The following is a 19,318-nucleotide window of genomic DNA, read 5'->3' on the forward strand; positions in this document are numbered from 1 at the left end:
GGGAACCCGGTTCCCTCCCGGGGTGCGCCGTCGTCCCCAGGGCCTACGATCACTTTCCGCCATCACCCAGGAGGCCCGCATGCCGTCCGCCCGCTGCCCCCGCGTCCTCTACGTCACCGACCTGGCCTATCCGGCCCGGGGCCGGCGCTACTGCGACGAGGACATCCTCCTCACCTCGCGGCTGCGCGCCCACTTCGACCTCGCCCTGTGCCACCCCCGCGACGCGGCGGCGCTGCTGGACTCCTTCGACGCCGCCGTCGTCCGCAACAGCGGCCCCGTCCTCGGATACCGCGAGGCGTACGACGCCTTCCGGGAGCGGGCGACCGCGCTCGGCACCCCCGTCTACAACCAGCTCACCGGCAGGGCGGACATGGCCGGAAAGCAGTACCTCCTCGACCTGACCGCGCAGGGGCGGCCGGTCATCCCCACCGTCGGCCGCGCCGAGGACCTGCACCTGCTGCCCGAGGCGGCCGAGTACGTCGTCAAGCCCCGGCTCGGCGCCGACTCGATAGGGCTGCGCGTGGTGCCCGCGGGGCGGGTCCGCGAGGAACTCGACGGGACGGAGGAGGAGCTGCTCGTCCAGCCGCTCGTCGACTTCGCCCACGAGATCTCCTTCTACTTCGTCGACCACGGCTTCCAGTACGCCCTGTACGCGCCGGACCCCGGGCGGCGCTGGCGGCTCGAACGGTACGAACCCACCGCCGAGGACCTCGCCTTCGCCCGGTGGTTCGTCGAGTGGAACGGCATCGACCACGGCATCCAGCGGGTGGACGCCTGCCGCGCGCCCGGCGGTGAGCTGCTGCTGGTCGAACTGGAGGACCTGAACCCCTATCTGTCCCTCGACGCCCTCGACGACGAGGGCCGGGACGCCTTCGTCACCGCCCTGACACGGGCCCTGCGCCGACTGCTGGACGCCCCGCGCCCGCGCCCGGCCGACCGGCCCTGAAGCCGCTCCCCGCCGCTCGGCCCTGACGCCCGGTGTCCGCCGTCCGGTCAGCGGCCGGCGGGCGGGCGGTGGGCCAGGGCCTCGGTGACGGCCCGTACGCTGCGCGCGATGTGCTGCAACTGCCGCAGCTCCGCCGCGTACAGCTTGATCGTGTGCTCGATGACGGACTCGGGCAGTCCGAGCCGGGGCAGGTCCGAGCGGGCGGTCTGCAGGGCGGTGCGGGCCACCCGGATCTCCTGCTGCACCTGGAGGTGCGCGTGGCGGGCGAGCAGCACGGGGTGGCGGAGCATCGTGGGGTAGCCGCCGTAGCGGGCCGGCACCAGGTCGCGCAGCCACCTGACGGCCGAGCGCTCCCAGTCGTAGCTGCCGGGGGCCTTGACCTGGCACGGCCAGTCCGGGCCGGGCCGTATGGACGTCAGGGACATGATCATCGCTTCCGGGAGTGCGGCGTCGTCGGGACGGGGGCGACGGGAGGGGCGGACCCGGTCCAGGGGATGACCGGGACCGCCGCGGGCGCTCGGGTCGGCGCGCCCGACGGGACACCCCCGGCGCGCCGGAGCGGGTGGGAGCCGGCGGCCGGAAAGGGTTCACGCAGACGAGGGACGCGTTCCGGACAGCCGGGACGCGACCCGTGAGCAGTATTTATATATGCCATCAGCTTTGCAAGACGTATGAAAACATTCATGTCCGCGTCGGCGGGGACGGCCGCGCTCCGGTCCGCCGCGCGGGCCGGAGGCACCGCCGTCCGCGCGGGGGCGCCGCCGGTGCCGCGAACCGCCCGGGGTCAGTCGCGGAGGAAGAACTGGTGCTGGTCGGCGACCTGTTCGTACCCTTCCAGGCGCGCGTGGGTGCGCTCGGGGTCGGCGTCCGTCATCGCCTGGAGCAGCGCCGCGCACATCACCCCCGGCGCCGCGTAGGAGTCGAAGACCAGCCGCGAGCCGGTGCCCGTCGCGAACGTGACGTCGGCGGCGTCGGCCACCGGGCCGAGCGCCAGGTCGGTGATGAGGGCGACCCGCAGCCCGGCGCCGCGCGCCACCCGCACCGCGTCGAGCGTCTCGTGGGCGTGCCGGGGCAGCGAGAAGGCCAGCACCCAGGAGCCGCCCGCCGCGCGGGACTGGAGCAGGGCGTCGCAGGCGACCGTGCCGCCCCGGGTCACCAGGCGCACATCGGGATGCACCCGGCGGGCCGCGTAGGCGAAGTACTCGGCGAGCGACCCCGAGATGCGCAGCCCGAGCACCGTCAGCGGCGTCGACGCCGCCAGGGCGCGGCCGGTCGTGATCACCCGGTCGGCGTCGGCGAGGTCGTGCCGCAGGTTCGTGAGGTTCGCTATCTCCGCGTCCACGGCCGCCTGGAGCTCGTTGCCCCGGTGCTCCTCGGCCGGGGCGGTGCCGCGCCCGCCCAGCGCGATCGACTGGAGCCGCTCCCGCAGCGCGGGGTAGCCGCCGAAGCCGACCGCGGCCGCGAAGCGGGTCACCGAGGGCTGGCTCACGCCGACCCGGTCGGCGAGGTCCGTGATCGACAGGAAGGCCGCCTCGGGCAGGTGCTCGATCAGGTACTGGGCGATCCGCCGCTGCCCCGGGGAGAGCCGGGGCCGGTCGAACAGGTCCCGGAGCTGGCAGGTGGGGGAGGGCCGCGCGTCGGGGACCGACCGCCCCGAGGTGATCGCGGACGCCCGGGCACGTGCCTGCTGAGGCGATGGCGCGGACGCCCCTCCTGTGTCTCCCACGGGGGCCAACATAGCTCACCGACCGTGTGCGTCCGCTCGCCCTGGGCGTCTTCCGGTTCCCGGCCGCCGCCGGGGGGGATAGCCGGGGGCGGTCCGGGAACCCGGCGTTCCGGAGAACCCCGGCAACGATCAGGAGGAGCCGTCACCATGACCGTCCCGGAGGAGCATCGGCCCGGCACCGGGCCCGCCGACGAGGCCGACGACACCGGCGGCCGGGGCACGGAGACCCCGCCCCGGCCGGCCGGCGGCACCGGCCGGACCCTGCGCGAGGCGCTGGAGGAGGCGCGGGTGCGGCCCGACGACTTCGCCGACAAGTGACCCCGCCACGGCCCCGCCCCCGGCCACCCCGGCCGCTCCCGGGCCACGGCTCCCGGGCCCCGCCGGGCTCCCTGCCCCGCCCCGCGCACGACCGGGACCGCCGCCACGACACGGCCCGGCCCGCACGCCCGGATGGCCGCCCGGGCGCCCAAGTCCCGTCCCGCACGGGCCGTTCGACCGGCCCGGGGGCCGGACCGCACGGGCCGCCCGGCCGGTCCGGGACCCGGACCGCCACGGCCCGCCCGGCTCGTGCACGGTCCTGCCGCACCCCCTCACGGGCCAGGCCGCGCCCGCCGCACACGGCGCCCGCCGCACACGGCGCCCGCCGCACACGGCGCCCGGCCGTCCGCCCGCCCCCGGACCCCGACCCCGATTCCCGGCAGGTGACAACACGTGAGTGCCCTCGGCACCCTGGAGAAGGCCCTGGAGAACCGTTGGGACGCCCTGATGGCACGCGTCCTCGGACGGGAGCGCGTCGAACTCCTCGACGCCCTGCTCCGGGAGTGCGACAGCAAGGCCGTGGTCAGCCCCCAGGGCAGGGTCATGGTCCCCAACGCCTACGACGTCGCCCTCGCCGACGCCGTCCACGAGGAGTTGACGCGCCGTGGCGGGCGGGTCGGACAGTTCCTCACCGACAGCCTCGTCCGCCACGCCGAACGCAAGGGATACGCCTGGCCCGGACCGCCCACGGTGCACATCACCCGCCGCTCGGACGTGCCCAACGGGCGCTACCGGGTGGCCAGCGGGGTGATGCCGCACGTCAGCGCCGGAGGGTTCCCGCTCGCCCCGGGCGCCCGCTGACCCCGGGCCGCGGCCCCCACCCCCGTGGCCGGTCCGTGCCCCTGTGGCGCGGACCACCCGATGGGACGCGCCCCGGCGGGGAACTGTGTCGGGTATGACGACGCAGCTCGGACTCCCCGACGACATCCAGGCCTGCCTCTTCGACCTCGACGGGGTCGTCACCCGGACGGCGGTGGTGCACGCCGCCGCCTGGAAGGAGACCTTCGACGACTTCCTGCGAGACCGGGACGGAGCGGGGTTCCTGCCCTTCGCCGACTCCGACTACGACCGGTTCGTCGACGGCCTCCCCCGCGCCGACGGAGTGCGCGCCTTCCTCGCCTCGCGCGGCATCGTCCTGGAGGAGGGCGGCCCCGACGACCCGCCCGGCGCCGACACCGTCAACGGCGTCGGCAACCGGAAGAACGTGCTCGTCCTGGAGAAGATCCGCACCGAGGGCGTCGAGGCGTACGAGAGCACGCTGCGCTACATCGGGGCGGTCCGGGCGGCCGGGCTGCGCACCGCCGTCGTCTCCTCCAGCGCCAACACCGTGGACGTTCTGCGCGCCATCGACGCCGAGCGGCTCTTCGACACCCGTGTCGACGGCGTCGTCGCCCGGGAACGGGGCCTGCCCGGCAAACCGCGCCCCGACACCTTCCTGGCCGCCGCCCGCGACCTCGGCGTCGAACCGTCCCGCGCCGCCGTCTTCGAGGACGCGCTCGCGGGCATGGACGCGGGCCGATCGGGGCACTTCGGCTATGTCGTCGGCATCGACCGCGCCGGTCAGCGCGAGGCCCTGTACGCCCACGGCGCCGACCGCGTGGTGGCGGACCTCGCGGAGCTGGGAGGCCACGAGTGATCACCAACCGGACGTACACCGTCGAGCCCTGGTCCGTGCGCGAGACCGCGCTCAACCTCGACCTCCTCGCGCAGAGCGAGTCCGTGTTCGCCCTGTCCAACGGGCACGTCGGCTGGCGCGGCAATCTCGACGAGGGCGAACCGCACGGCCTGCCCGGCACCTACCTCAACGGCGTCCACGAGCTGCACCCGCTGCCGTACGCCGAGGCGGGCTACGGCTACCCCGAGTCCGGGCAGACCGTCATCAACGTCACCAACGGCAAGCTGCTGCGGCTGCTGGTCGACGACGAGCCCTTCGACCTGCGCTACGGACGCCTCGTCAAGCACGAGCGCACCCTCGACCTGCGCCGGGGCCTCCTGGAGCGGGTCTGCGAATGGACCTCCCCGGCCGGTTCGACGGTCCGGGTGCGCTCCACCCGGCTGGTCTCCCTCACCCAGCGGGCCATCGCCGCCGTCCAGTACGAGGTCGAGCCCGTCGACGACAGCACCCGGGTGGTCATCCAGTCCGAGCTGGTCGCCAACGAGAGCCTGCCCGACCCCGACGGCGACCCCCGCACCGCCAGGGCGCTCCAGTCCCCGCTGGAACCCGAGGAGCACACGGCCGCCGGGCCCCGGCTGCGCCTGGTCCACCGCACCCGGCGCAGCGGACTGCGGGTCGCGGTGGCCGCCGACCACGTGGTGGACGGCCCCGACGAGACGACCATGGCCAGCGAGAGCAACGTGGACGTGGCCCGCTTCACCATCACCGCCGTCCTCGAACCGGGCCAGCGGCTGCGGGTGCGCAAGACCGTCGCCCACGGCTGGTCGAGCACCCGCTCCCGGCCCGCGATGGGCGACCAGGTCGAGGCCGCCCTGGCCGCCGCCGCGCACAGCGGCTGGGACGGACTGGTCGAGGAGCAGCGCTCCTACCTGGACGACTTCTGGGCCCGCGCCGACGTCGAGGTGCACGGCGACGAGGAGATCCAGCAGGCGGTCCGCTTCGCCCTCTTCCACGTCCTGCAGGCCGGTGCCCGCGCCGAGCAGCGCGCGATCCCCGCCAAGGGGCTCACCGGCTCCGGCTACGACGGGCACGCCTTCTGGGACACCGAGATGTTCGTGCTGCCCGTGCTCACCTACACCGAGCCCCGGGCCGTCGCCGAGGTGCTGCGCTGGCGCCGCGACACCCTGCCCGCCGCCCGGGACCGCGCCGCCCAGCTCGGACTGCGCGGCGCCGCCTTCCCCTGGCGCACCATCGACGGCTCCGAGGGCTCCGCCTACTGGCCCGCCGGCACCGCCGCCTTCCACGTGACCGCCGACATCGCGCACGCCGCCGTCCGGTACGCGGCGGCCACCGGGGACACCGAGTTCGAACGCGACACCGGCCTGGAACTCCTGGTCGAGTCCGCCCGGCTGTGGCGCTCCCTCGGCCACCACGACCACCACGGCGTCTTCCACATCGACGGCGTCACCGGCCCCGACGAGTACAGCGCCATCGTGGACGACAACACCTACACCAACCTCATGGCCCGCTCGAACCTGCTGTCGGCGGCCGACGCCTGCGAACGCTTTCCGGACGAGGCCGCCCGGCTCGGCGTCGACGAGGAGGAGAGCGCCACCTGGCGGGACGCCGCCGAGGCCGTCCACATCCCGTACAACGACGAACTGGGCGTCCACGAGCAGGACTCCGGCTACACCCGCCACCAGCGCTGGGACTTCGCCACCACCGGCGCCGACCAGTACCCGCTGATGCTGCACTTCCCCTACTTCGACCTCTACCGCAAGCAGGTCGTCAAGCAGTCCGACCTCGTCCTCGCCATGTACACCTGCGGCGGCTGGTTCGACGAGCACTGCGACGAGGAGCAGATCGCCCGGAACTTCGCCTACTACGAGCCGCTGACCGTGCGGGACTCCTCCCTGTCGGCCTGCTGCCAGGCCGTCATGGCCGCCCAGACCGGGCATCTTCGGCTGGCCTACGACTACGCCGCCGAGGCCGCCCTGATGGACCTGGCCGACCTGGAGCACAACACCCGCGACGGGCTGCACATCGCCTCCCTGGCCGGTACCTGGATGGCGCTGGTCGCCGGCTTCGGCGGCACCCGCCGCGACGGCGAGAGCCTGCGGTTCGCGCCGCGGCTGCCCGAGAAGTTCAGCCGCCTCGCCTTCCGGCTCCAGTTCCGCGGCCGGTGCCTGCGGGTGGAGATCGAGGCCGACAAGGCGACGTACACCCTGCTCAACGGCGCCCCGGTGACGATCCACCACCACGGCGAGCCGCTGCGGATGAACGGTGACGGCCCCGTGGTCCGCTCCGTCCCCGCGCCCCCGCGCCGTACCGCCCCCGAACAGCCCCCGCACCGCCGCCCGAACGTCCGCTGAACCGCCCCCGCGCGGGGCGGGAGGGGGCCTGCGGACGGCCGTGCCCGCCCTGCGCGGCCCGGGGACCCGGGGTAGTTTGACCCTGTTTGCGGGCCTTCGCGGAGGCGCGGACTTCCGCGGGCCGCGGGAGCGGGACGCCGGCGGTGGGACGACCGCGGCCGGACGCGGTCCGCGATCGCCGCCGTCCGTACGGAGCCGTAGCCGGGGATCGGGCCGGGCGCGCCGCGCTCGGCCCGTGACGTCCCGGAGCCCCCGGGCGGGCGAGGAGCGAAGGGTGCGCCATGGGTGACGGCACGAACGCCACCGCCGTCGCCGGCCGGCGGCGCGACCGCGCGACGTTCCGCCCCGGCACGCCGCGCCGCCCCACCGGCCGCCGCCCCCTCGCCGCCGTCGCCGCCCTCTTCACCCTCGCCCAGCTCCTCGTGGCCGCCCCCGGGCTGGGCCTCGGCTGGGACGAGATCGTCTACGTCAGCCAGGTGACCACCCACCACCCGGCCGCCTTCTTCAGCGCCCCCCGCTCCCGGGGCGTCTCCCTGCTGGTCGCGCCGGTCGCCTCCTGGTCGCCCTCCACCGCGCTGCTGCGCGCCTATCTCGCCCTCCTCTCCGGGCTCGGCCTCTACGCGGCGTTGCGGGCCTGGCGGGGGCTGTTCCCGGCGCGGGTGCTCGCCACCGCCGGGGCGCTCTTCGCCACCCTCTGGGTCACCCTCTTCTACGGTCCCCAGGCCATGCCCAACCTCTGGGTCGCCCTGGGCGCCCTGCTCTGCGTCGGCTCCCTGCTGCGCGCCCTGCCGGACCGGCCCGACCGGTCACCGCCCTCCCCGGGGCCGCCACGGCCCGCCGGGTCCCGGTGGCCCGTGCCGTCCGTCCCGGTCCCGCTCGGCGGGGTGATGGGCGGGGCCGCGCTGATGGCCTGGATGCGTCCGGCCGACGCCGTCTGGGTGAGCGCGCCGCTGCTCGTGCTGGTCCTGGCTCGCCGCCACCTGCCGCTGGCGGCCGCCCTCGTGGGCGGGCTCTCCGCCGGGGCGGCGGAGTGGGTGGCCGAGGCGTACGACCGCTACGGGGGACTCGGGGAACGGCTCGCGGAGGCCTCCCGCATCCAGGGCGGACTGGGCCTGCACCCGGCCTTCGCCGACCAGCTCCGGGCCCTCGGCGGGCGCGGGCTGTGCCGCCCGTGCGCCGGAGCCCTTCCCAGCCCGGCGCTCACCTGGTGGTGGTTCGCCCTGCCGCCGCTCGCCGCGCTCGCCCTGGCCGTCGCGGTCCGGGCCGGGCGCACCCTGCCGACCGCGGTCCCGCTGGCCTGCGCCGCCACGGCCGCCGCGCCCTACCTGCTCACCATCGACTACGCCGCGCCCCGCTTCCTCCAGCCCGCCTACGCGCTGCTCGCCCCGCCCGTCGCCGACGCCCTGGGGCACCTGGCGCGCACCCCCCGCGGCCGGTGGCGGGCGGCGGCCACGACGCTGCTCGCCCTCGCCGCCACCGCCCATCTCGCGGCACAACTGGCCGTCCTCACCCATGTGACCGCCGGGCAGAGCGCCGCCCGCCGCGACTGGGCCCGCGCCGCCGGAACCCTGCACACCCTCGGCGTCCGCCCGCCCTGCCTGCTCACCGGGTACGAGTCCATCCCCCTCGGCTACTACACCGGCTGCTCCTCGGGCGACACCAGCGGCCACAACGCCAACACCACGCCCGCCGCCATCGGGGCCGCCGCCCGCCGCGTCCCGGTCGCCGCCGTCACCGCCCCCGGCGCCGCCCCGCCTCCCTACGCCCGTGGCTGGACCCCGCACCGCGTCGGCGGCCTCACCGTTCTGCTCGCGCCCCCGCCGGACGGCCGCCCGGCGGCCACCGGCCGCTGAACGGCGCCCCGGCGGCCGGAGCCGGACGGCGGCACCGGGATTGGAGCGCGCGCGGCGGGAAACGCGGCAGGCGTACCGGCGTACCGGCGCACACGGGCGCCATGACCGGCGAGCCCGCGCAAGGGCCGCGGCGTCGGCGGGCCGGGGCGCGCTGAACGAGGTACGCGGAACGAGCGGTCGAGAGCGACGAGAGGGAGGCGGCGATGGGCACCGACCCGATGGCCGACGACGTCCACCAGCCCACCGGGACCAACGAGGAGCAGGGGGACGCCGCGCCGCTCGACCCGGAGAACGTCCTGGGGGGACGCGGCTACGACGAGGTCCTCGACGAGGGCTGCTCGCCGCCGGAGAAGCCCCTCGGCGTCACCCGGCACGGCACCACGGCCGCCGAGCAGCGGGACGGCGAGACCCTGGACCGGCGCCTGGCCCAGGAGGTCCCCGACATCGCCCCGCCCCCCGGCGACGGCCTCGGCGACACCCCCGGCGGCGAGGGCGAACCCGCCGACCCCGGGACCGGCGCGGAACGGGCCGGCCGCCTGGTCGCCCCCGACGAGGGCGTGCGGGCCGACACCACCGAGGAGTCCGTCGCCGAGGACGTCGGCGTCGACGGCGGGGCCGCCGGGGCGGAGGAGGCCGCGGTGCACGTCGTCGAGGAGCACGACGCGGAGTCCCCGTCCGGCGGGGGCGCGGGTTCCGGCGGCGCGGACCGTCCCGGCGGGGGCGGCTGAGGGCTGACGCCCCGCCCCGGGCGGATGCGCGGGGGTGCCGGTCCCTCCGGGGCGACCGGTTCCGCGCCGGTGCCGGTCACCCCGGGAGCCGGACGCCGCGCCCGCCCGCCGGCGGGGAAACGGAACGGGACGGAGGGCATGGCGACGGCCCCGCGGGCATCCGGCGCCGCCGCGCCCGGGGCGTCGCCCCTCGGCACCGGAGGGAAAGGGCCGGGGGAGCCCCGCGGGCGCGGGCCGGAGTCCGCGCGCCGCGGCGCCGGGCCGTCCGGCCCCGCCCGGATCCTCCCGCCGCGTCGGGCCGCGTCAGGGCAGCAGCTTGTCCATCGCCGCCGGGCCCTCCTCCGCCAGCTTTCTGCGGGCCCATTCGAGGTTCTTCTCGGTGACGTCCCGGCCGGCCGCGAGCACCAGGTCCTCCGGGGACACCTCCGTGCCGTTGCGGGTGTGCAGCAGTGCGTCGGGGGTGGCGCGGTCGCCGTTCCCCCCGTCGCCGGACGGACGGGAGGCACCGGGCTGTGACGTCGACATGATGACTGCTCCTCGCATCCGCATCGCTGCTCCGGTCCGGCCCCCGGACAGCGCCGGTACCGGTCCCGAATATCCCGATAACACCATTCAACGCCCGGGCGGCCCGCGCATCCGGAGCGCCGGGCGCGGACCCGCCCCACCGGGGTCCCCGGCGTCCCCTGCGTCCGGCGGACGTGCCGGGCGGCCGCCCCGCGCGGGCCCGCTCACCGCCCCGGGCCCCACCGTCGCCTCCGCCGTCCCGCCCGGAACAAACCGGTGGCGCCCCGCCCGCCGTGGCGCCTACGGTGTGCCCACCACGCCCCGGACCGACGGAAGGAGGACAGAGCCGTGCCGTTCACACCCCGCCCGCGCTCCCTCCCCGTTGTCCCGGCGTGCCGGATCTGACCGGGAGCGCGCCCCGCAGTACGCGACCCGGAGGACTCCGTGACCGATCTGGTCATCCGCGCGCTCGACGCGAGCGACGCCCATCTCTTCGACACCCTTCCCGACCCCCTCGGCGCCCGCGAGGGACACCGGCTCACCCGCTTCCGCCCCGAGTGGCAGCGCGTCGCGCTGCGCGACGGCACCGTCGTCGCCCGGGGCGCCTGGTGGGGCGGCCCCGACGACACCGAACCCCTCACCGTCAACTGGTTCGACGTGGCCGAGGGCGAGGAGGAGGCGGGAGCCGCACTCCTGCGCACCGCCCCCTGGCGCGTCGAGCTCGAACTCAACCCGCCCGGCGACTGGCGCGAGGACCCCGCGCTGCGCGCCGCCGCCGAGGCCCGTTTCGCCGCCGCCCGCGCCGCCGGGTACGAACCGCTGGTGGAGCGCTTCCTGTACCGCTGGACCCCGGAGTGCGGGCTGCCCGGACGCCCCGGGCGTCTGGAGTTCCGCCCCGAACCCGACGACGAGGTCTTCCTCGACGCGCTGCGCCGCATCCACTCCGTCACCCTGGACGCCCACGCGCTGCTGGACATCGAGCAGGGCGGTCCGGACCGGGCGGCCCGGTCCGAGCTGGAGTTCTTCCACTGGTGCCCCTCACCGCGCGCGTGGTGGCAGGTGGCGTACACCCCCGGGGGCGACCTCGCGGGCATCCACATCCCCGCGCACAACCCCTCCGGCCCGTGCGTCGGGTTCATCGGCGTCGTACCGGAGCAGCGCGGACACGGCTACGCCCTGGACCTGCTCGCCGAGTGCACCCACTTCCTCGCCGCGCGGGGGGCCGCGTTCGTCTCCGCCGCGACCGACCGCGGGAACGTGCCCATGGCCAGGGCCTTCGCCCGGGCGGGCTATCCGGTGACGAGGGAACGGATCAACTTCCGGGCTCCGCGCGGGTAGGCGGCCCCGACGCCCCGGCCGGTCCCGGGCACGCGGGGCCGGCCGGGGCGGGGCACCCGTCCCCGTACCGCCCACGTCCGCCGCCGACCCCGGCCCGACGCGCCTACCGGGACCCCGTGCCCCTGGGCTCCGGTGCCGCGTCGCGGTCCCGGACCCCCCGGGTCCGGCCTCCGCGGTCCCGGGCCCCGGGGGTCCGGGCTCACGCGTTCAGCAGCGCCTCCGCCTCGGCGAGGACCTCCGTGATCCGCAGTCCGAACGCGGCGTCGCAGGGGTGCGGTGCGCCGGTGCGGGCCGAAGCGAGCAGGGCGTCCACCGCGCGCAGGTACGCGGGCTCCACCCCCTCGCCCGGGTCCGGAGGGAGCCGCGTGACCCCCGCGGGCCCCCGCAGCTCCAGCTCGACCCCCGCGGCGGCGGGCGGCGCGGTCAGGCTGAGCGCCAGGGTGCTGGTCGCGCCGCCGGCGTGCTCGACGACGAGGTGCGTGGTGTCCCCGGGCCCCTGGGCGGCGGCGGCCACCCGCCGGGCGTCCCCGAGCGCCGGCAGCAGGACGGAGAGGGCGTGCGGGCCCACGTCCCACAGGGCGCCCCTCTCCCGCCGCCAGGGCGAGTGGGCGAACGGGCTGTCGCTGGTGAACACCGAGCCCAGCCACTGCGCCCGCGCGGTGAACCAGCCCTCCCGCGCGGCCTGTTCGGCGACCCACGCCTCCACCCCGGGCCGGAAGCGGAGGGTCAGGAAGACCACGGCGGCGACCCCGGCCTCCCGCACCGCCGCGACCACCTCCCGCCCCTCGGTCACCGACGCGGCGAGCGGCTTGTCCAGCAGCAGATGGCACCCGGCCCGCGCCGCGCGCACCGCCAGCCCGGCCTGCACGGACGGCGGCAGCGCCACCGCCACCGCGTCCACGTCGGACAGCAGGGCGTCGACGTCCCCGTAGGCGCGGGTGCCGTGGCGGGCGGCCAGCTCCTCGGCTGCCTCCGGACGCCGTCCCCACACCCCGGCGAAGTCCACGTCCGGATGGTGCCGCAGGGCGGGGGCGTGTGCCATGTCGGCCCAGGGGCCGGTGCCGAGCAGTCCGATGCGCATGCCGCCGCCTCTCCGTTTCGCCGGGACCCGCCCGGGCCCCGCCGGCCGGGGGCGCGCGGGAGCGCGGTCCGGCCGGTGCCGAGCCTGTCACACGGACGCCGGGCCCGCACCGCCCCTGCCGCGCCCGCGCGGCGGCTCCGCGCGCTCCTGAGCGCGCCGCCGGGGATGGCGCGAATCGGGCGCTCGTCGGCACCGGCCCGGTTCACCACCCCGAGTGACGATCAACTCGACCTATGGGTAATGATGTTGACGGTCATTCAGTCCGACCTCTGGTTTCTTCGAACGGTGCTTCCCTAGGATGTACTGTCAGTCAGGCCAGCACGGTTGGCGCGATGGAGAGCTGGGGGAACGATGCGGTCCGAGAAGCGGTTGTCCACGGAGATCGACGCCAAGGTGCCGACCGCCGCGCGGATGTACGACTTCTACCTGGGCGGCAAGGACAACTACGCGGCCGACCGCCAGGCCGTCGCGGAACTGGACAAGGTCGTCCCCAGCACCCGTCGGCTCGCCCTGAACAACCGGAGGTTCCTCGCGCGGGTCGTCAAGACCCTCGCCGAGGACTACGGTATCCGCCAGTTCCTCGACCACGGCTCCGGCCTGCCCACCCAGGACAACGTGCACCAGGTCGCGCAGCGCATCGCGCCCGACTCCCGCGTCATCTACGTCGACAACGACCCGATGGTGCTGGTCCACGGCCGGGCCCTGCTCGACCAGAACGACCGCACGGCCGTCATACACGCCGACATGCGGTCCACCGACGAGATCTTCGACCACGCGGACACCCAGCGGCTGATCGACTTCTCCCGCCCGGTCGCGGTGCTCTTCAACTCGGTCTTCCACTGCATCCCGGACAGCGACACCGACGGACCGCAGGCCGTGGTCCGCCGGGTGGCGGAGCGGCTGGTGCCCGGCAGTTGCGCCGTGATGTGCCAACTGGTCAGTGAGGACGCCGAGGTCCGCGACTCCGTGACGCGGTTCATGGACGACGCGACCCACGGGAACTGGGGCCGGGTGCGCGAACCCCGGGACGTGGACGCCCTGTTCGAGGGAATGGAGATCCTGGAGCCGGGTCTCGTCGAGGTCTCCACCTGGCGTCCGGACAACGAGGTGGCTCCCCGCCAGCTCACCCAGGAGTGGATCGAGTACGGCGGCGTCGGCCGCCTCGCCTGACCGGCCCGGACCGGCCCGCGCGCCGGGTGACGGCCGGGGTCGGAGCCGCCCGGGCGGGGCGCCGTTACCGGCCGATCCGTCGCACGGCTGACGAGGTCCCGCACCGCCCTCCCGGCGGCGTCGACGGGCGGACCCACCCCTTCGCGCCCTCGGGAGCGTCCGCGCGGCCGTGCCGTCCGGTCCGCCCCGTCCTCCGCTCCGCCGGTCCCGTGCCCGGCGCCCAACGCGGTTCGTCCGTCCGTACATCCGGCCAGGCCGCACCGGTGATCCGCGGCGGCGGACCGGGGACCGCGCCGCCGGGGAGCCGCGGACGCGGTCCCCGCCCGTACGGCCGGAGTCGTCCCCTCCGCGAGAGGGCCGCCCCGGCCGGACGGCCGGACCCTCCCGCCGTCGGCCCGTACGCGGCACGAGGATTGCCCGCCGTCCTCCCCGGCCGGGCCGCCGGAGTACGGCCGGTTGTGGCCGGTGGGGTCTTGACGACGCGTCAGATCCGGCTGTTTGCTCTCCCGCAGCCCGGCCGCCGGGGGGAGGTCGGTGCGCGCACACGGCCGTCGTCCCTGCCCGGTCACGCCCGGCCAAGGTGAGGAACCGTCAAGGGGAGGGACCATGGCGAGGACACGCAGGAGAATCAGGGACACGGGAAGCGACGGGCCCCCGAGGGCCCGCTCGGGCCGTCGCTGGCTGGTCCGGGGCGGGTGCGCCCTGGCGACCGCCGCCCTGGCCGCGTCGGCGCTGCCCGCGCACGCCGAGCCGCTGCCCACGGGCACCATCCGGGTGAGCGCCGGTCCCGGCGGGGTGCCGGCCGACGCCATGTCGTGGGGAGTGGACGTGAGCGGCGACGGCCGCTACGCGGTCTTCGTGTCGGACGCGGACAATCTGGTGCCCGGCGACACGAACGGGCAGAGCGACGTGTTCGTCAGGGACCTGTGGACCCGGCGGACCGAACGCGTCAGTGTGGGCGACGGCGGCGAGCAGGCCGACGGCGCCTCGTACGAGAGCGCGATCAGCGGCAACGGCCGGTACGTGGCCTTCACCTCCGACGACACCTCACTGGTGCCCGGCGGCCCGCCCGGTGACACCGCCGTCTACGTCCGTGACCTCCGGACGCGCCGAACCGAGCGGCTTCCCACCGGGGCCACCTCGGAGGAGTGGTCCAGGGGATCGAACCCCAACCTGCCGTCGCTGAGCTGGAACGGCCGGCAGGTGGCCTTCGCCGCGCAGGGCGGCGTGTTCGTCACCGACCGCCGTACCGGCACCACCCGGCTGGCCAGCGTCGGCACCGACGGCGCCCCGGCCAACCGGCTCGTCACCCTGCCGGTGATCAGCGGGGACGGGAACCTCGTCGTCTTCATCTCGACCGGGACGAACCTGCCGCAAGGGCAGGAGCCCGGCACCGAGGAGGGCGAGGGCATCCTCAAGCCGGCCTACCGCCGCCTGTACCTGCACGACATGCGCACCGGGGAGACCCGGGGCGCCAGCATCGACGCGGACGGCAAGCTGATCGGCATCGCCCCCGGATCGGGCTCGATCAGCGCGGACGGACGCTACATCGTCTTCGCCGACCGCGTGGCCGGGACGGGGCTGGCGCCCGTTCCCCGGTCGCGCAACGACGTCTTCGTCCACGACCTGAAGCTGGGCACCACCACGAGGGTCAGCGGTGGCATCGGCGGTGCCCCGGCCGACGGCTCGGCGGGCGGCGCCAGGATCACGGCCAACAGCCGCTGGGTGTACTTCGAGTCGACGTCGGCCAATCTGGTGCCCGGTGACACCAACGAGGCCGAGGACATCTTCCGGCACGACCTGCGGACCGGCCGCACCGAGCGGGTGAGCCGGGCGTCGGACGGCTCGCAGAGCACCAGCGAGTCCTGGGGGGTGGCGGTCGACGCGCTCGGCACCACCGCGGTGTTCCTCACGGTGGAACCGGCCGCGCCCGTGAACGATCCGTACTACGGCGTCTTCGCCCGTCACCTGTCGCCCCTGTAGCGGCCCGGAGCAGCGGAGCGCCCGGCCCGGCGGCGGTACGGCTTCGTCCGTGGCGCCGCCGGGTTCCGGCCGGCCGGTGCGGGGCGGCGGGGGAGTGCCGTCAGGGGTACCGCGCGGCCATCGTGGCGCGCAGCAGTTCCCGTGACTCTCGGGGCGTCAGCGCGTCATCGGCCAGGCGGTCCAGGGCGACCCGGTACTCCTCGGTCTCGTCGACGTCCTCAAGGAAGTTGGCGCTCTTGATGTGCTCCAGGTAGACCACGTCCGGCAGATCGCTGCCGCCGAACCGCAGATAGGTCACCGGAATCGGCGGCATGGGGGCGTCGGCCACGTCCAACGGGACGATCTGCAGGGTCACGTGCGGGTGCGCCGACATCTCGATCAGGTGCGCGAGCTGCTCGCGCATGACGTCGCGGTTGCCGAGCACCCGCAGCAGGACCGACTCGTCGATGATCGCCCACAGTTGCGGGGCGTCGGCGCGGTGCAGCAGCCCCGCCCGCCGGGTGCGCAGTTCCACCCGGCGCTGGATCTCCGCCGCGGGGGCGTTCGGCAGGCCCCGCTCGACGACCGCCCGGGTGTAGTCGGCCGTCTGGAGCAGCCCGGGCACGTACTGGATCTCGAAGGTGCGGATGGTGGCCGCCGCCTCCTGGAGTCCGACGAGCCGGTCGAACCACTCGGGCATCAGCCGCTTGTCGTACCGCTGCCACCAGCCGGGCTCCCCGGCCCGCTCCAGGAGCTGGAGCAGTACCGAGACCTCGTACTCCTCGGTGCCGTACCGCTCCAGCAGGGCGCGGACATCGCGCTCGGTCGGCGGTCTGCGGCTCTTGCCCGACTCGATGCGCGACAGCTTCGCCGCGCTGAACCCGACCTCGCGCGCCGCCTGGTCCTGGGAGAGGCCCGCGTCCTCACGGAATCCCGCCAACTGCACGCCCACGAGCATCTTCAGCAGAGTCGGGGCGGGCTCGGTCCGGTCCAGGTAGGGTGCGAGGCGGGAGACGTGAGGTGACGCGGCGGACATCCTGACTCCCCGGTCGACCGGCAAATTTGAGTAAACACACTATCTCATTCCGCCGGGCGGGAACGCCCCGGTCCGGAGTAAACCCCGGTGAAATACCGGGAGTCGGCCTCCGGGCCACCGCCGGCGGACGGCGGTGGCGGCGCGACTGCCCCGGTCAGAGCAGGTGGTCGAACTCGCCGTCCTTCGCCCCGGCGAGGAACGCGGCCACCTCGGCCGTGGTGTAGACGAGCGCGGGGCCGTCGGGGAAGCGGGAGTTGCGCATCGCGATCCCCCCGTCGACGCGCGCGACCTCCACGCAGTTGCCCTCGGCGGCGCTGTACCGAGTCTTGATCCAACGAGCGTCCAGCGAGCTGGCCCGTACACCGTTTCGCACTGTTGGCACCGAAGTCTCCTTGCCGTCCGGGGGAGCGGGCCGCACCGTGCCGGCCTTCATCGCTCCCGGCCGATTCCTTTCGCGCAATTTCTCGTGCAATTGCACGCGAGCGCTGTCACGGGGATACTAACGGTGGCGTCAACCCCTGTGTAGGCGCCCCGTCCTGACGTCGCATCAGGGAGATGCTGTGCCGTTATCCGTGCATCGAACAGTTCGGCCCACCGTCCGATCCGCGCCGGAGGCGGGCGCGGCCGGCCGGGCCGACGGTTTCGCGCACACCGCCGCGCCGGAGCTCCGCTCCCGTGACCGGCCGTCCGTTCCCCGTGCCCCCTCGGACGCCGCCCCCTCGGCCCACCCCGCCCGCGCGGTGCTGCGCATCGGGTGCAGCCGGGAGGGATTCGCCCGGGCCCGGACCTTCACCCGCGAGACGCTGCGCGGCTGGTCCGTCGGTCACCTCGGCGACGACGCCGTCCTCGTCCTCACCGAACTGGCCGCCAACGCCATGGCGCACGCGCTGCCGTCGCCCGCGGCGGGCGAGCCGGAGGTGCGCCTCGGGCTCGCCCTGGACACCGGTCACCTGACCCTGACCGTCTCCGACTCCGGGGACAACGCACCCGTGCCCGGTCCGTCCGACGGATCCGCGCTGCGGGAGCGCGGGCGCGGCCTGCGCATCGTCGAGGCCCTGGCGGAGGAATGGGGCTGGCACCCCCGGCCCCCCGTGGGCAAGACCGTCTGGGCCATGTTGCCGGCCCGCCCCCTCATCTGACCCGACTGCCGCGGAAGGGCCCCACACCATGCGCAGCGCTCCGACGCCACCCCCGAGTTCCGAGCGTGCCGCCCGCCACGGACCCCCCGGAGCGGCCCGGACCACGCCCCTCGCGGGACTGGACCGGGTGCCCTGGGACGAGATCCGGGACTCCAGCGGATCGGCCGAGGCCATCCCCCGGCTGCTCGACGAGGTCGCCTGGGGCGACCCCGAGACCGCCCGGGGCGCCCTCAGCGATCTGCGCGGGCGCATCTGCCAGTACGGCTTCGTGGTCGAGCAGGCCACCGCCGCGACGGTCCCCTTCCTCTGGGAGCTGGCGCAGTGGCCCCAGGTGAGCTGCCGGGCCCAGATCATCCAGCTCCTCAAGAGCATCGCGGACGCCCGGCAGTGGGAGAGCACCGCCACGGTCTACCCCAAGCTGCTCAACCACCGGGAGAACCCCGTGGTGTGGGAGCGGGCCGCCCGCCAGGCGGTGCGCAGCCGCCGGAGCGCCCTGGAGGACCTGCTCGCCGAGGACGACAGCGAGATCGCCCGGGCCACCACCGAACTGGCGCGGGTCATCGGGGAATGAGGCCCGCGCCCGCCACGGGTGTGGAGGCGCGGGTTTCCGCTTCGCACCCGCACATTCTTTCGCCATGCGCGCTGTTTCCGGTCAATTCCGGGCGTCAGCGTGCACTTGAGGAATGTTCCGAGCAGGTCCGGGCATACGGAGGCCACATCGAGAGAGGGGCGCCACGTGCTCGAACCGGACCCGAAGGTCGTCAGGGAGTTGCTGACGCGGTACGCGTCACTGCGGATCGCTCAGGCCGAGCGGGAACTGCCGGAGGCGGCACGCGAACTGGCCGACGTCAGTTACACCCTGTGCGTGATGACGGCGACCAGCCGCATCCACGAGGCGGTGGCCAGGGCCGACGCTCTGCTGAGCCGAAGGCGGTGCGCGGCGCCCGCCCGCGCGGCCGACCCGGAGGGGGAGAGCGGCCTGCCGCTGGCCGTGTGACCCCGTCGCACCCCGGCACGAGCGACACCGCACGGGCCCGCCCCGCGGGGCGAACCGGCCGGACGGCACCGGACCGGACCGCGCGGCGGGTCCGACGCGTGGCGGCTCCCACATCCTGGACGGAATGGGCCGCACCGCCCGACGGGACGCCTAGACTGCTCAGTCGCGCCTCCGTGCGGGGGCGGACGACACGAAAGGCACGTTGACGGGTGTTCCAGGATTCCCCCATCTACGACCGACTCGTCGCCGAGTGCGGCGACGTCCCCGCGCAGGTGCGCGGGGAGGCCGAGCGCCTTCACCGGGAACTGGAGGTCGTCATGCGCCCGCTGCGCACGCAGGGCCACCTCCCCGGCCATCTGCCCGGCACCGACCGGCCACCGCCCTCCCCGGGGGCGGGCTGGCAGCGCACCGCTCTGCTCCCCGGACCGCGTCCGAACTGACGTACACCCCCCGCTCGTCGCCCCGCCGCCCCGTGCCGCCCGCTCACCGCTTCCGCGGGACCCGGACGGACCGGCCACCGGCGGCGGAGCGGG

The 19,318-nt window shown here is 75.5% G+C and carries 20 protein-coding genes; 14 read left to right on the forward strand and 6 right to left on the reverse strand.

The genetic code is table 11. From position 1 onward, the window contains the following. Positions 1 to 79 precede the first annotated feature (79 nt). Complete coding sequence (locus tag ACZ7LB_RS18690) at positions 80 to 946, forward strand: ATP-grasp domain-containing protein (RefSeq protein WP_471469458.1); 867 nt, start codon at positions 80 to 82, stop codon at positions 944 to 946. Positions 947 to 993: 47 nt separating this feature from the next. On the opposite strand, the gene ACZ7LB_RS18695 is transcribed toward ACZ7LB_RS18690, so the two are convergent. Continuing rightward, positions 994 to 1,377: a hypothetical protein gene (locus ACZ7LB_RS18695; protein ID WP_471469459.1), complete on the reverse strand. Its 384-nt coding sequence runs from the start codon at positions 1,375 to 1,377 to the stop codon at positions 994 to 996. 353 nt (positions 1,378 to 1,730) lie between these two features. Continuing rightward, positions 1,731 to 2,672: a MurR/RpiR family transcriptional regulator gene (locus ACZ7LB_RS18700; protein ID WP_471469461.1), complete on the reverse strand. Its 942-nt coding sequence runs from the start codon at positions 2,670 to 2,672 to the stop codon at positions 1,731 to 1,733. 147 nt (positions 2,673 to 2,819) lie between these two features. Here ACZ7LB_RS18700 and ACZ7LB_RS18705 point away from each other — a divergent pair, with 147 nt between their 5' ends. The 6 genes from ACZ7LB_RS18705 to ACZ7LB_RS18730 all read left to right on the forward strand — a co-directional run bounded on the left by ACZ7LB_RS18705 (position 2,820) and on the right by ACZ7LB_RS18730 (position 9,558). Then, positions 2,820 to 2,990, forward strand: a complete 171-nt coding sequence (locus ACZ7LB_RS18705; protein ID WP_471469462.1) for a hypothetical protein — start codon at positions 2,820 to 2,822, stop codon at positions 2,988 to 2,990. Positions 2,991 to 3,383: 393 nt separating this feature from the next. Further along, positions 3,384 to 3,791: a DUF3662 domain-containing protein gene (locus ACZ7LB_RS18710; protein ID WP_471469463.1), complete on the forward strand. Its 408-nt coding sequence runs from the start codon at positions 3,384 to 3,386 to the stop codon at positions 3,789 to 3,791. Between the two features lie 94 nt (positions 3,792 to 3,885). Then, the gene (locus ACZ7LB_RS18715) at positions 3,886 to 4,626 is read left to right on the forward strand and encodes a beta-phosphoglucomutase family hydrolase (RefSeq protein ID WP_471469464.1); all 741 of its coding nucleotides are present in this window, start codon (positions 3,886 to 3,888) and stop codon (positions 4,624 to 4,626) included. Continuing rightward, positions 4,623 to 6,977 (forward strand): glycoside hydrolase family 65 protein, encoded by a 2,355-nt coding sequence (locus ACZ7LB_RS18720; protein WP_471469466.1) that lies wholly within the window; start codon positions 4,623 to 4,625, stop codon positions 6,975 to 6,977. Before ACZ7LB_RS18715 ends, ACZ7LB_RS18720 begins: the two co-directional genes overlap by 4 nt. A 281-nt stretch (positions 6,978 to 7,258) precedes the next feature. Further along, on the forward strand, positions 7,259 to 8,830 hold the full coding sequence (locus ACZ7LB_RS18725; protein ID WP_471469467.1) for a hypothetical protein: 1,572 nt from the start codon (positions 7,259 to 7,261) through the stop codon (positions 8,828 to 8,830). Between the two features lie 203 nt (positions 8,831 to 9,033). Continuing rightward, positions 9,034 to 9,558 carry a DUF5709 domain-containing protein gene (locus ACZ7LB_RS18730; RefSeq protein WP_471469468.1) on the forward strand — a complete coding sequence of 175 codons (525 nt, stop codon included), beginning with the start codon at positions 9,034 to 9,036 and terminating at the stop codon, positions 9,556 to 9,558. 303 nt (positions 9,559 to 9,861) lie between these two features. On the opposite strand, the gene ACZ7LB_RS18735 is transcribed toward ACZ7LB_RS18730, so the two are convergent. Next, positions 9,862 to 10,083, reverse strand: a complete 222-nt coding sequence (locus tag ACZ7LB_RS18735) for a hypothetical protein (protein WP_471469470.1) — start codon at positions 10,081 to 10,083, stop codon at positions 9,862 to 9,864. Positions 10,084 to 10,506: 423 nt separating this feature from the next. On the opposite strand from ACZ7LB_RS18735, the gene ACZ7LB_RS18740 reads away from it, so the two are divergent. Continuing rightward, positions 10,507 to 11,400, forward strand: a complete 894-nt coding sequence (locus ACZ7LB_RS18740; RefSeq protein WP_471469472.1) for a GNAT family N-acetyltransferase — start codon at positions 10,507 to 10,509, stop codon at positions 11,398 to 11,400. Between the two features lie 199 nt (positions 11,401 to 11,599). Here the strand turns inward: ACZ7LB_RS18740 and ACZ7LB_RS18745 are convergent, their stop codons facing one another. After that, the gene (locus ACZ7LB_RS18745; RefSeq protein WP_471469474.1) at positions 11,600 to 12,481 is read right to left on the reverse strand and encodes a Gfo/Idh/MocA family protein; all 882 of its coding nucleotides are present in this window, start codon (positions 12,479 to 12,481) and stop codon (positions 11,600 to 11,602) included. 351 nt (positions 12,482 to 12,832) lie between these two features. On the opposite strand from ACZ7LB_RS18745, the gene ACZ7LB_RS18750 reads away from it, so the two are divergent. Next, positions 12,833 to 13,651, forward strand: coding sequence for an SAM-dependent methyltransferase (locus ACZ7LB_RS18750; RefSeq protein WP_471469475.1), 819 nt, complete (start codon positions 12,833 to 12,835; stop codon positions 13,649 to 13,651). Positions 13,652 to 14,257: 606 nt separating this feature from the next. Beyond that, a complete protein-coding gene (locus ACZ7LB_RS18755; RefSeq protein ID WP_471469476.1) occupies positions 14,258 to 15,634 on the forward strand; it encodes a TolB family protein in 1,377 nt (458 codons plus the stop codon). Positions 15,635 to 15,734: 100 nt separating this feature from the next. Here the strand turns inward: ACZ7LB_RS18755 and ACZ7LB_RS18760 are convergent, their stop codons facing one another. Both ACZ7LB_RS18760 and ACZ7LB_RS18765 read right to left on the reverse strand, forming a co-directional pair. Beyond that, positions 15,735 to 16,649: a helix-turn-helix domain-containing protein gene (locus tag ACZ7LB_RS18760; protein ID WP_471469478.1), complete on the reverse strand. Its 915-nt coding sequence runs from the start codon at positions 16,647 to 16,649 to the stop codon at positions 15,735 to 15,737. A gap of 154 nt (positions 16,650 to 16,803) precedes the next feature. Then, entirely contained in the window at positions 16,804 to 17,031 is a 228-nt protein-coding gene (locus ACZ7LB_RS18765; RefSeq protein WP_471469480.1) for a DUF397 domain-containing protein, read from the reverse strand. A 358-nt stretch (positions 17,032 to 17,389) separates the two neighbouring features. Between ACZ7LB_RS18765 and ACZ7LB_RS18770 the strand changes: the two genes are divergently transcribed. The 4 genes from ACZ7LB_RS18770 (at position 17,390) to ACZ7LB_RS18785 (ending at position 19,225) form a co-directional block, all read left to right on the forward strand. Next, positions 17,390 to 17,788: an ATP-binding protein gene (locus ACZ7LB_RS18770; protein WP_471469482.1), complete on the forward strand. Its 399-nt coding sequence runs from the start codon at positions 17,390 to 17,392 to the stop codon at positions 17,786 to 17,788. A 28-nt stretch (positions 17,789 to 17,816) separates the two neighbouring features. Then, a complete protein-coding gene (locus tag ACZ7LB_RS18775; protein ID WP_471469484.1) occupies positions 17,817 to 18,359 on the forward strand; it encodes a hypothetical protein in 543 nt (180 codons plus the stop codon). Positions 18,360 to 18,524: 165 nt separating this feature from the next. Further along, positions 18,525 to 18,785, forward strand: a complete 261-nt coding sequence (locus ACZ7LB_RS18780; protein WP_471469486.1) for a DUF5133 domain-containing protein — start codon at positions 18,525 to 18,527, stop codon at positions 18,783 to 18,785. 209 nt (positions 18,786 to 18,994) lie between these two features. Further along, positions 18,995 to 19,225 carry a hypothetical protein gene (locus ACZ7LB_RS18785; RefSeq protein ID WP_161224264.1) on the forward strand — a complete coding sequence of 77 codons (231 nt, stop codon included), beginning with the start codon at positions 18,995 to 18,997 and terminating at the stop codon, positions 19,223 to 19,225. The last annotated feature ends 93 nt before the right edge of the window (positions 19,226 to 19,318 follow it).

Source organism: Streptomyces sp. NPDC107521 (assembly GCF_055598485.1).

What these genes read in the sequence shown, in the direction of transcription:
- ACZ7LB_RS18745 (WP_471469474.1), bottom strand. Translation starts at nt 12,481, where the DNA reads ATGCGCATCGGACTGCTCGGCACCGGCCCCTGGGCCGACATGGCACAC.
- ACZ7LB_RS18775 (WP_471469484.1), top strand. Translation starts at nt 17,817, where the DNA reads ATGCGCAGCGCTCCGACGCCACCCCCGAGTTCCGAGCGTGCCGCCCGC.
- ACZ7LB_RS18760 (WP_471469478.1), bottom strand. Translation starts at nt 16,649, where the DNA reads ATGTCCGCCGCGTCACCTCACGTCTCCCGCCTCGCACCCTACCTGGAC.
- ACZ7LB_RS18715 (WP_471469464.1), top strand. Translation starts at nt 3,886, where the DNA reads ATGACGACGCAGCTCGGACTCCCCGACGACATCCAGGCCTGCCTCTTC.
- ACZ7LB_RS18725 (WP_471469467.1), top strand. Translation starts at nt 7,259, where the DNA reads ATGGGTGACGGCACGAACGCCACCGCCGTCGCCGGCCGGCGGCGCGAC.
- ACZ7LB_RS18755 (WP_471469476.1), top strand. Translation starts at nt 14,258, where the DNA reads ATGGCGAGGACACGCAGGAGAATCAGGGACACGGGAAGCGACGGGCCC.
- ACZ7LB_RS18695 (WP_471469459.1), bottom strand. Translation starts at nt 1,377, where the DNA reads ATGATCATGTCCCTGACGTCCATACGGCCCGGCCCGGACTGGCCGTGC.
- ACZ7LB_RS18735 (WP_471469470.1), bottom strand. Translation starts at nt 10,083, where the DNA reads ATGTCGACGTCACAGCCCGGTGCCTCCCGTCCGTCCGGCGACGGGGGG.
- ACZ7LB_RS18690 (WP_471469458.1), top strand. Translation starts at nt 80, where the DNA reads ATGCCGTCCGCCCGCTGCCCCCGCGTCCTCTACGTCACCGACCTGGCC.
- ACZ7LB_RS18730 (WP_471469468.1), top strand. Translation starts at nt 9,034, where the DNA reads ATGGGCACCGACCCGATGGCCGACGACGTCCACCAGCCCACCGGGACC.
- ACZ7LB_RS18750 (WP_471469475.1), top strand. Translation starts at nt 12,833, where the DNA reads ATGCGGTCCGAGAAGCGGTTGTCCACGGAGATCGACGCCAAGGTGCCG.
- ACZ7LB_RS18705 (WP_471469462.1), top strand. Translation starts at nt 2,820, where the DNA reads ATGACCGTCCCGGAGGAGCATCGGCCCGGCACCGGGCCCGCCGACGAG.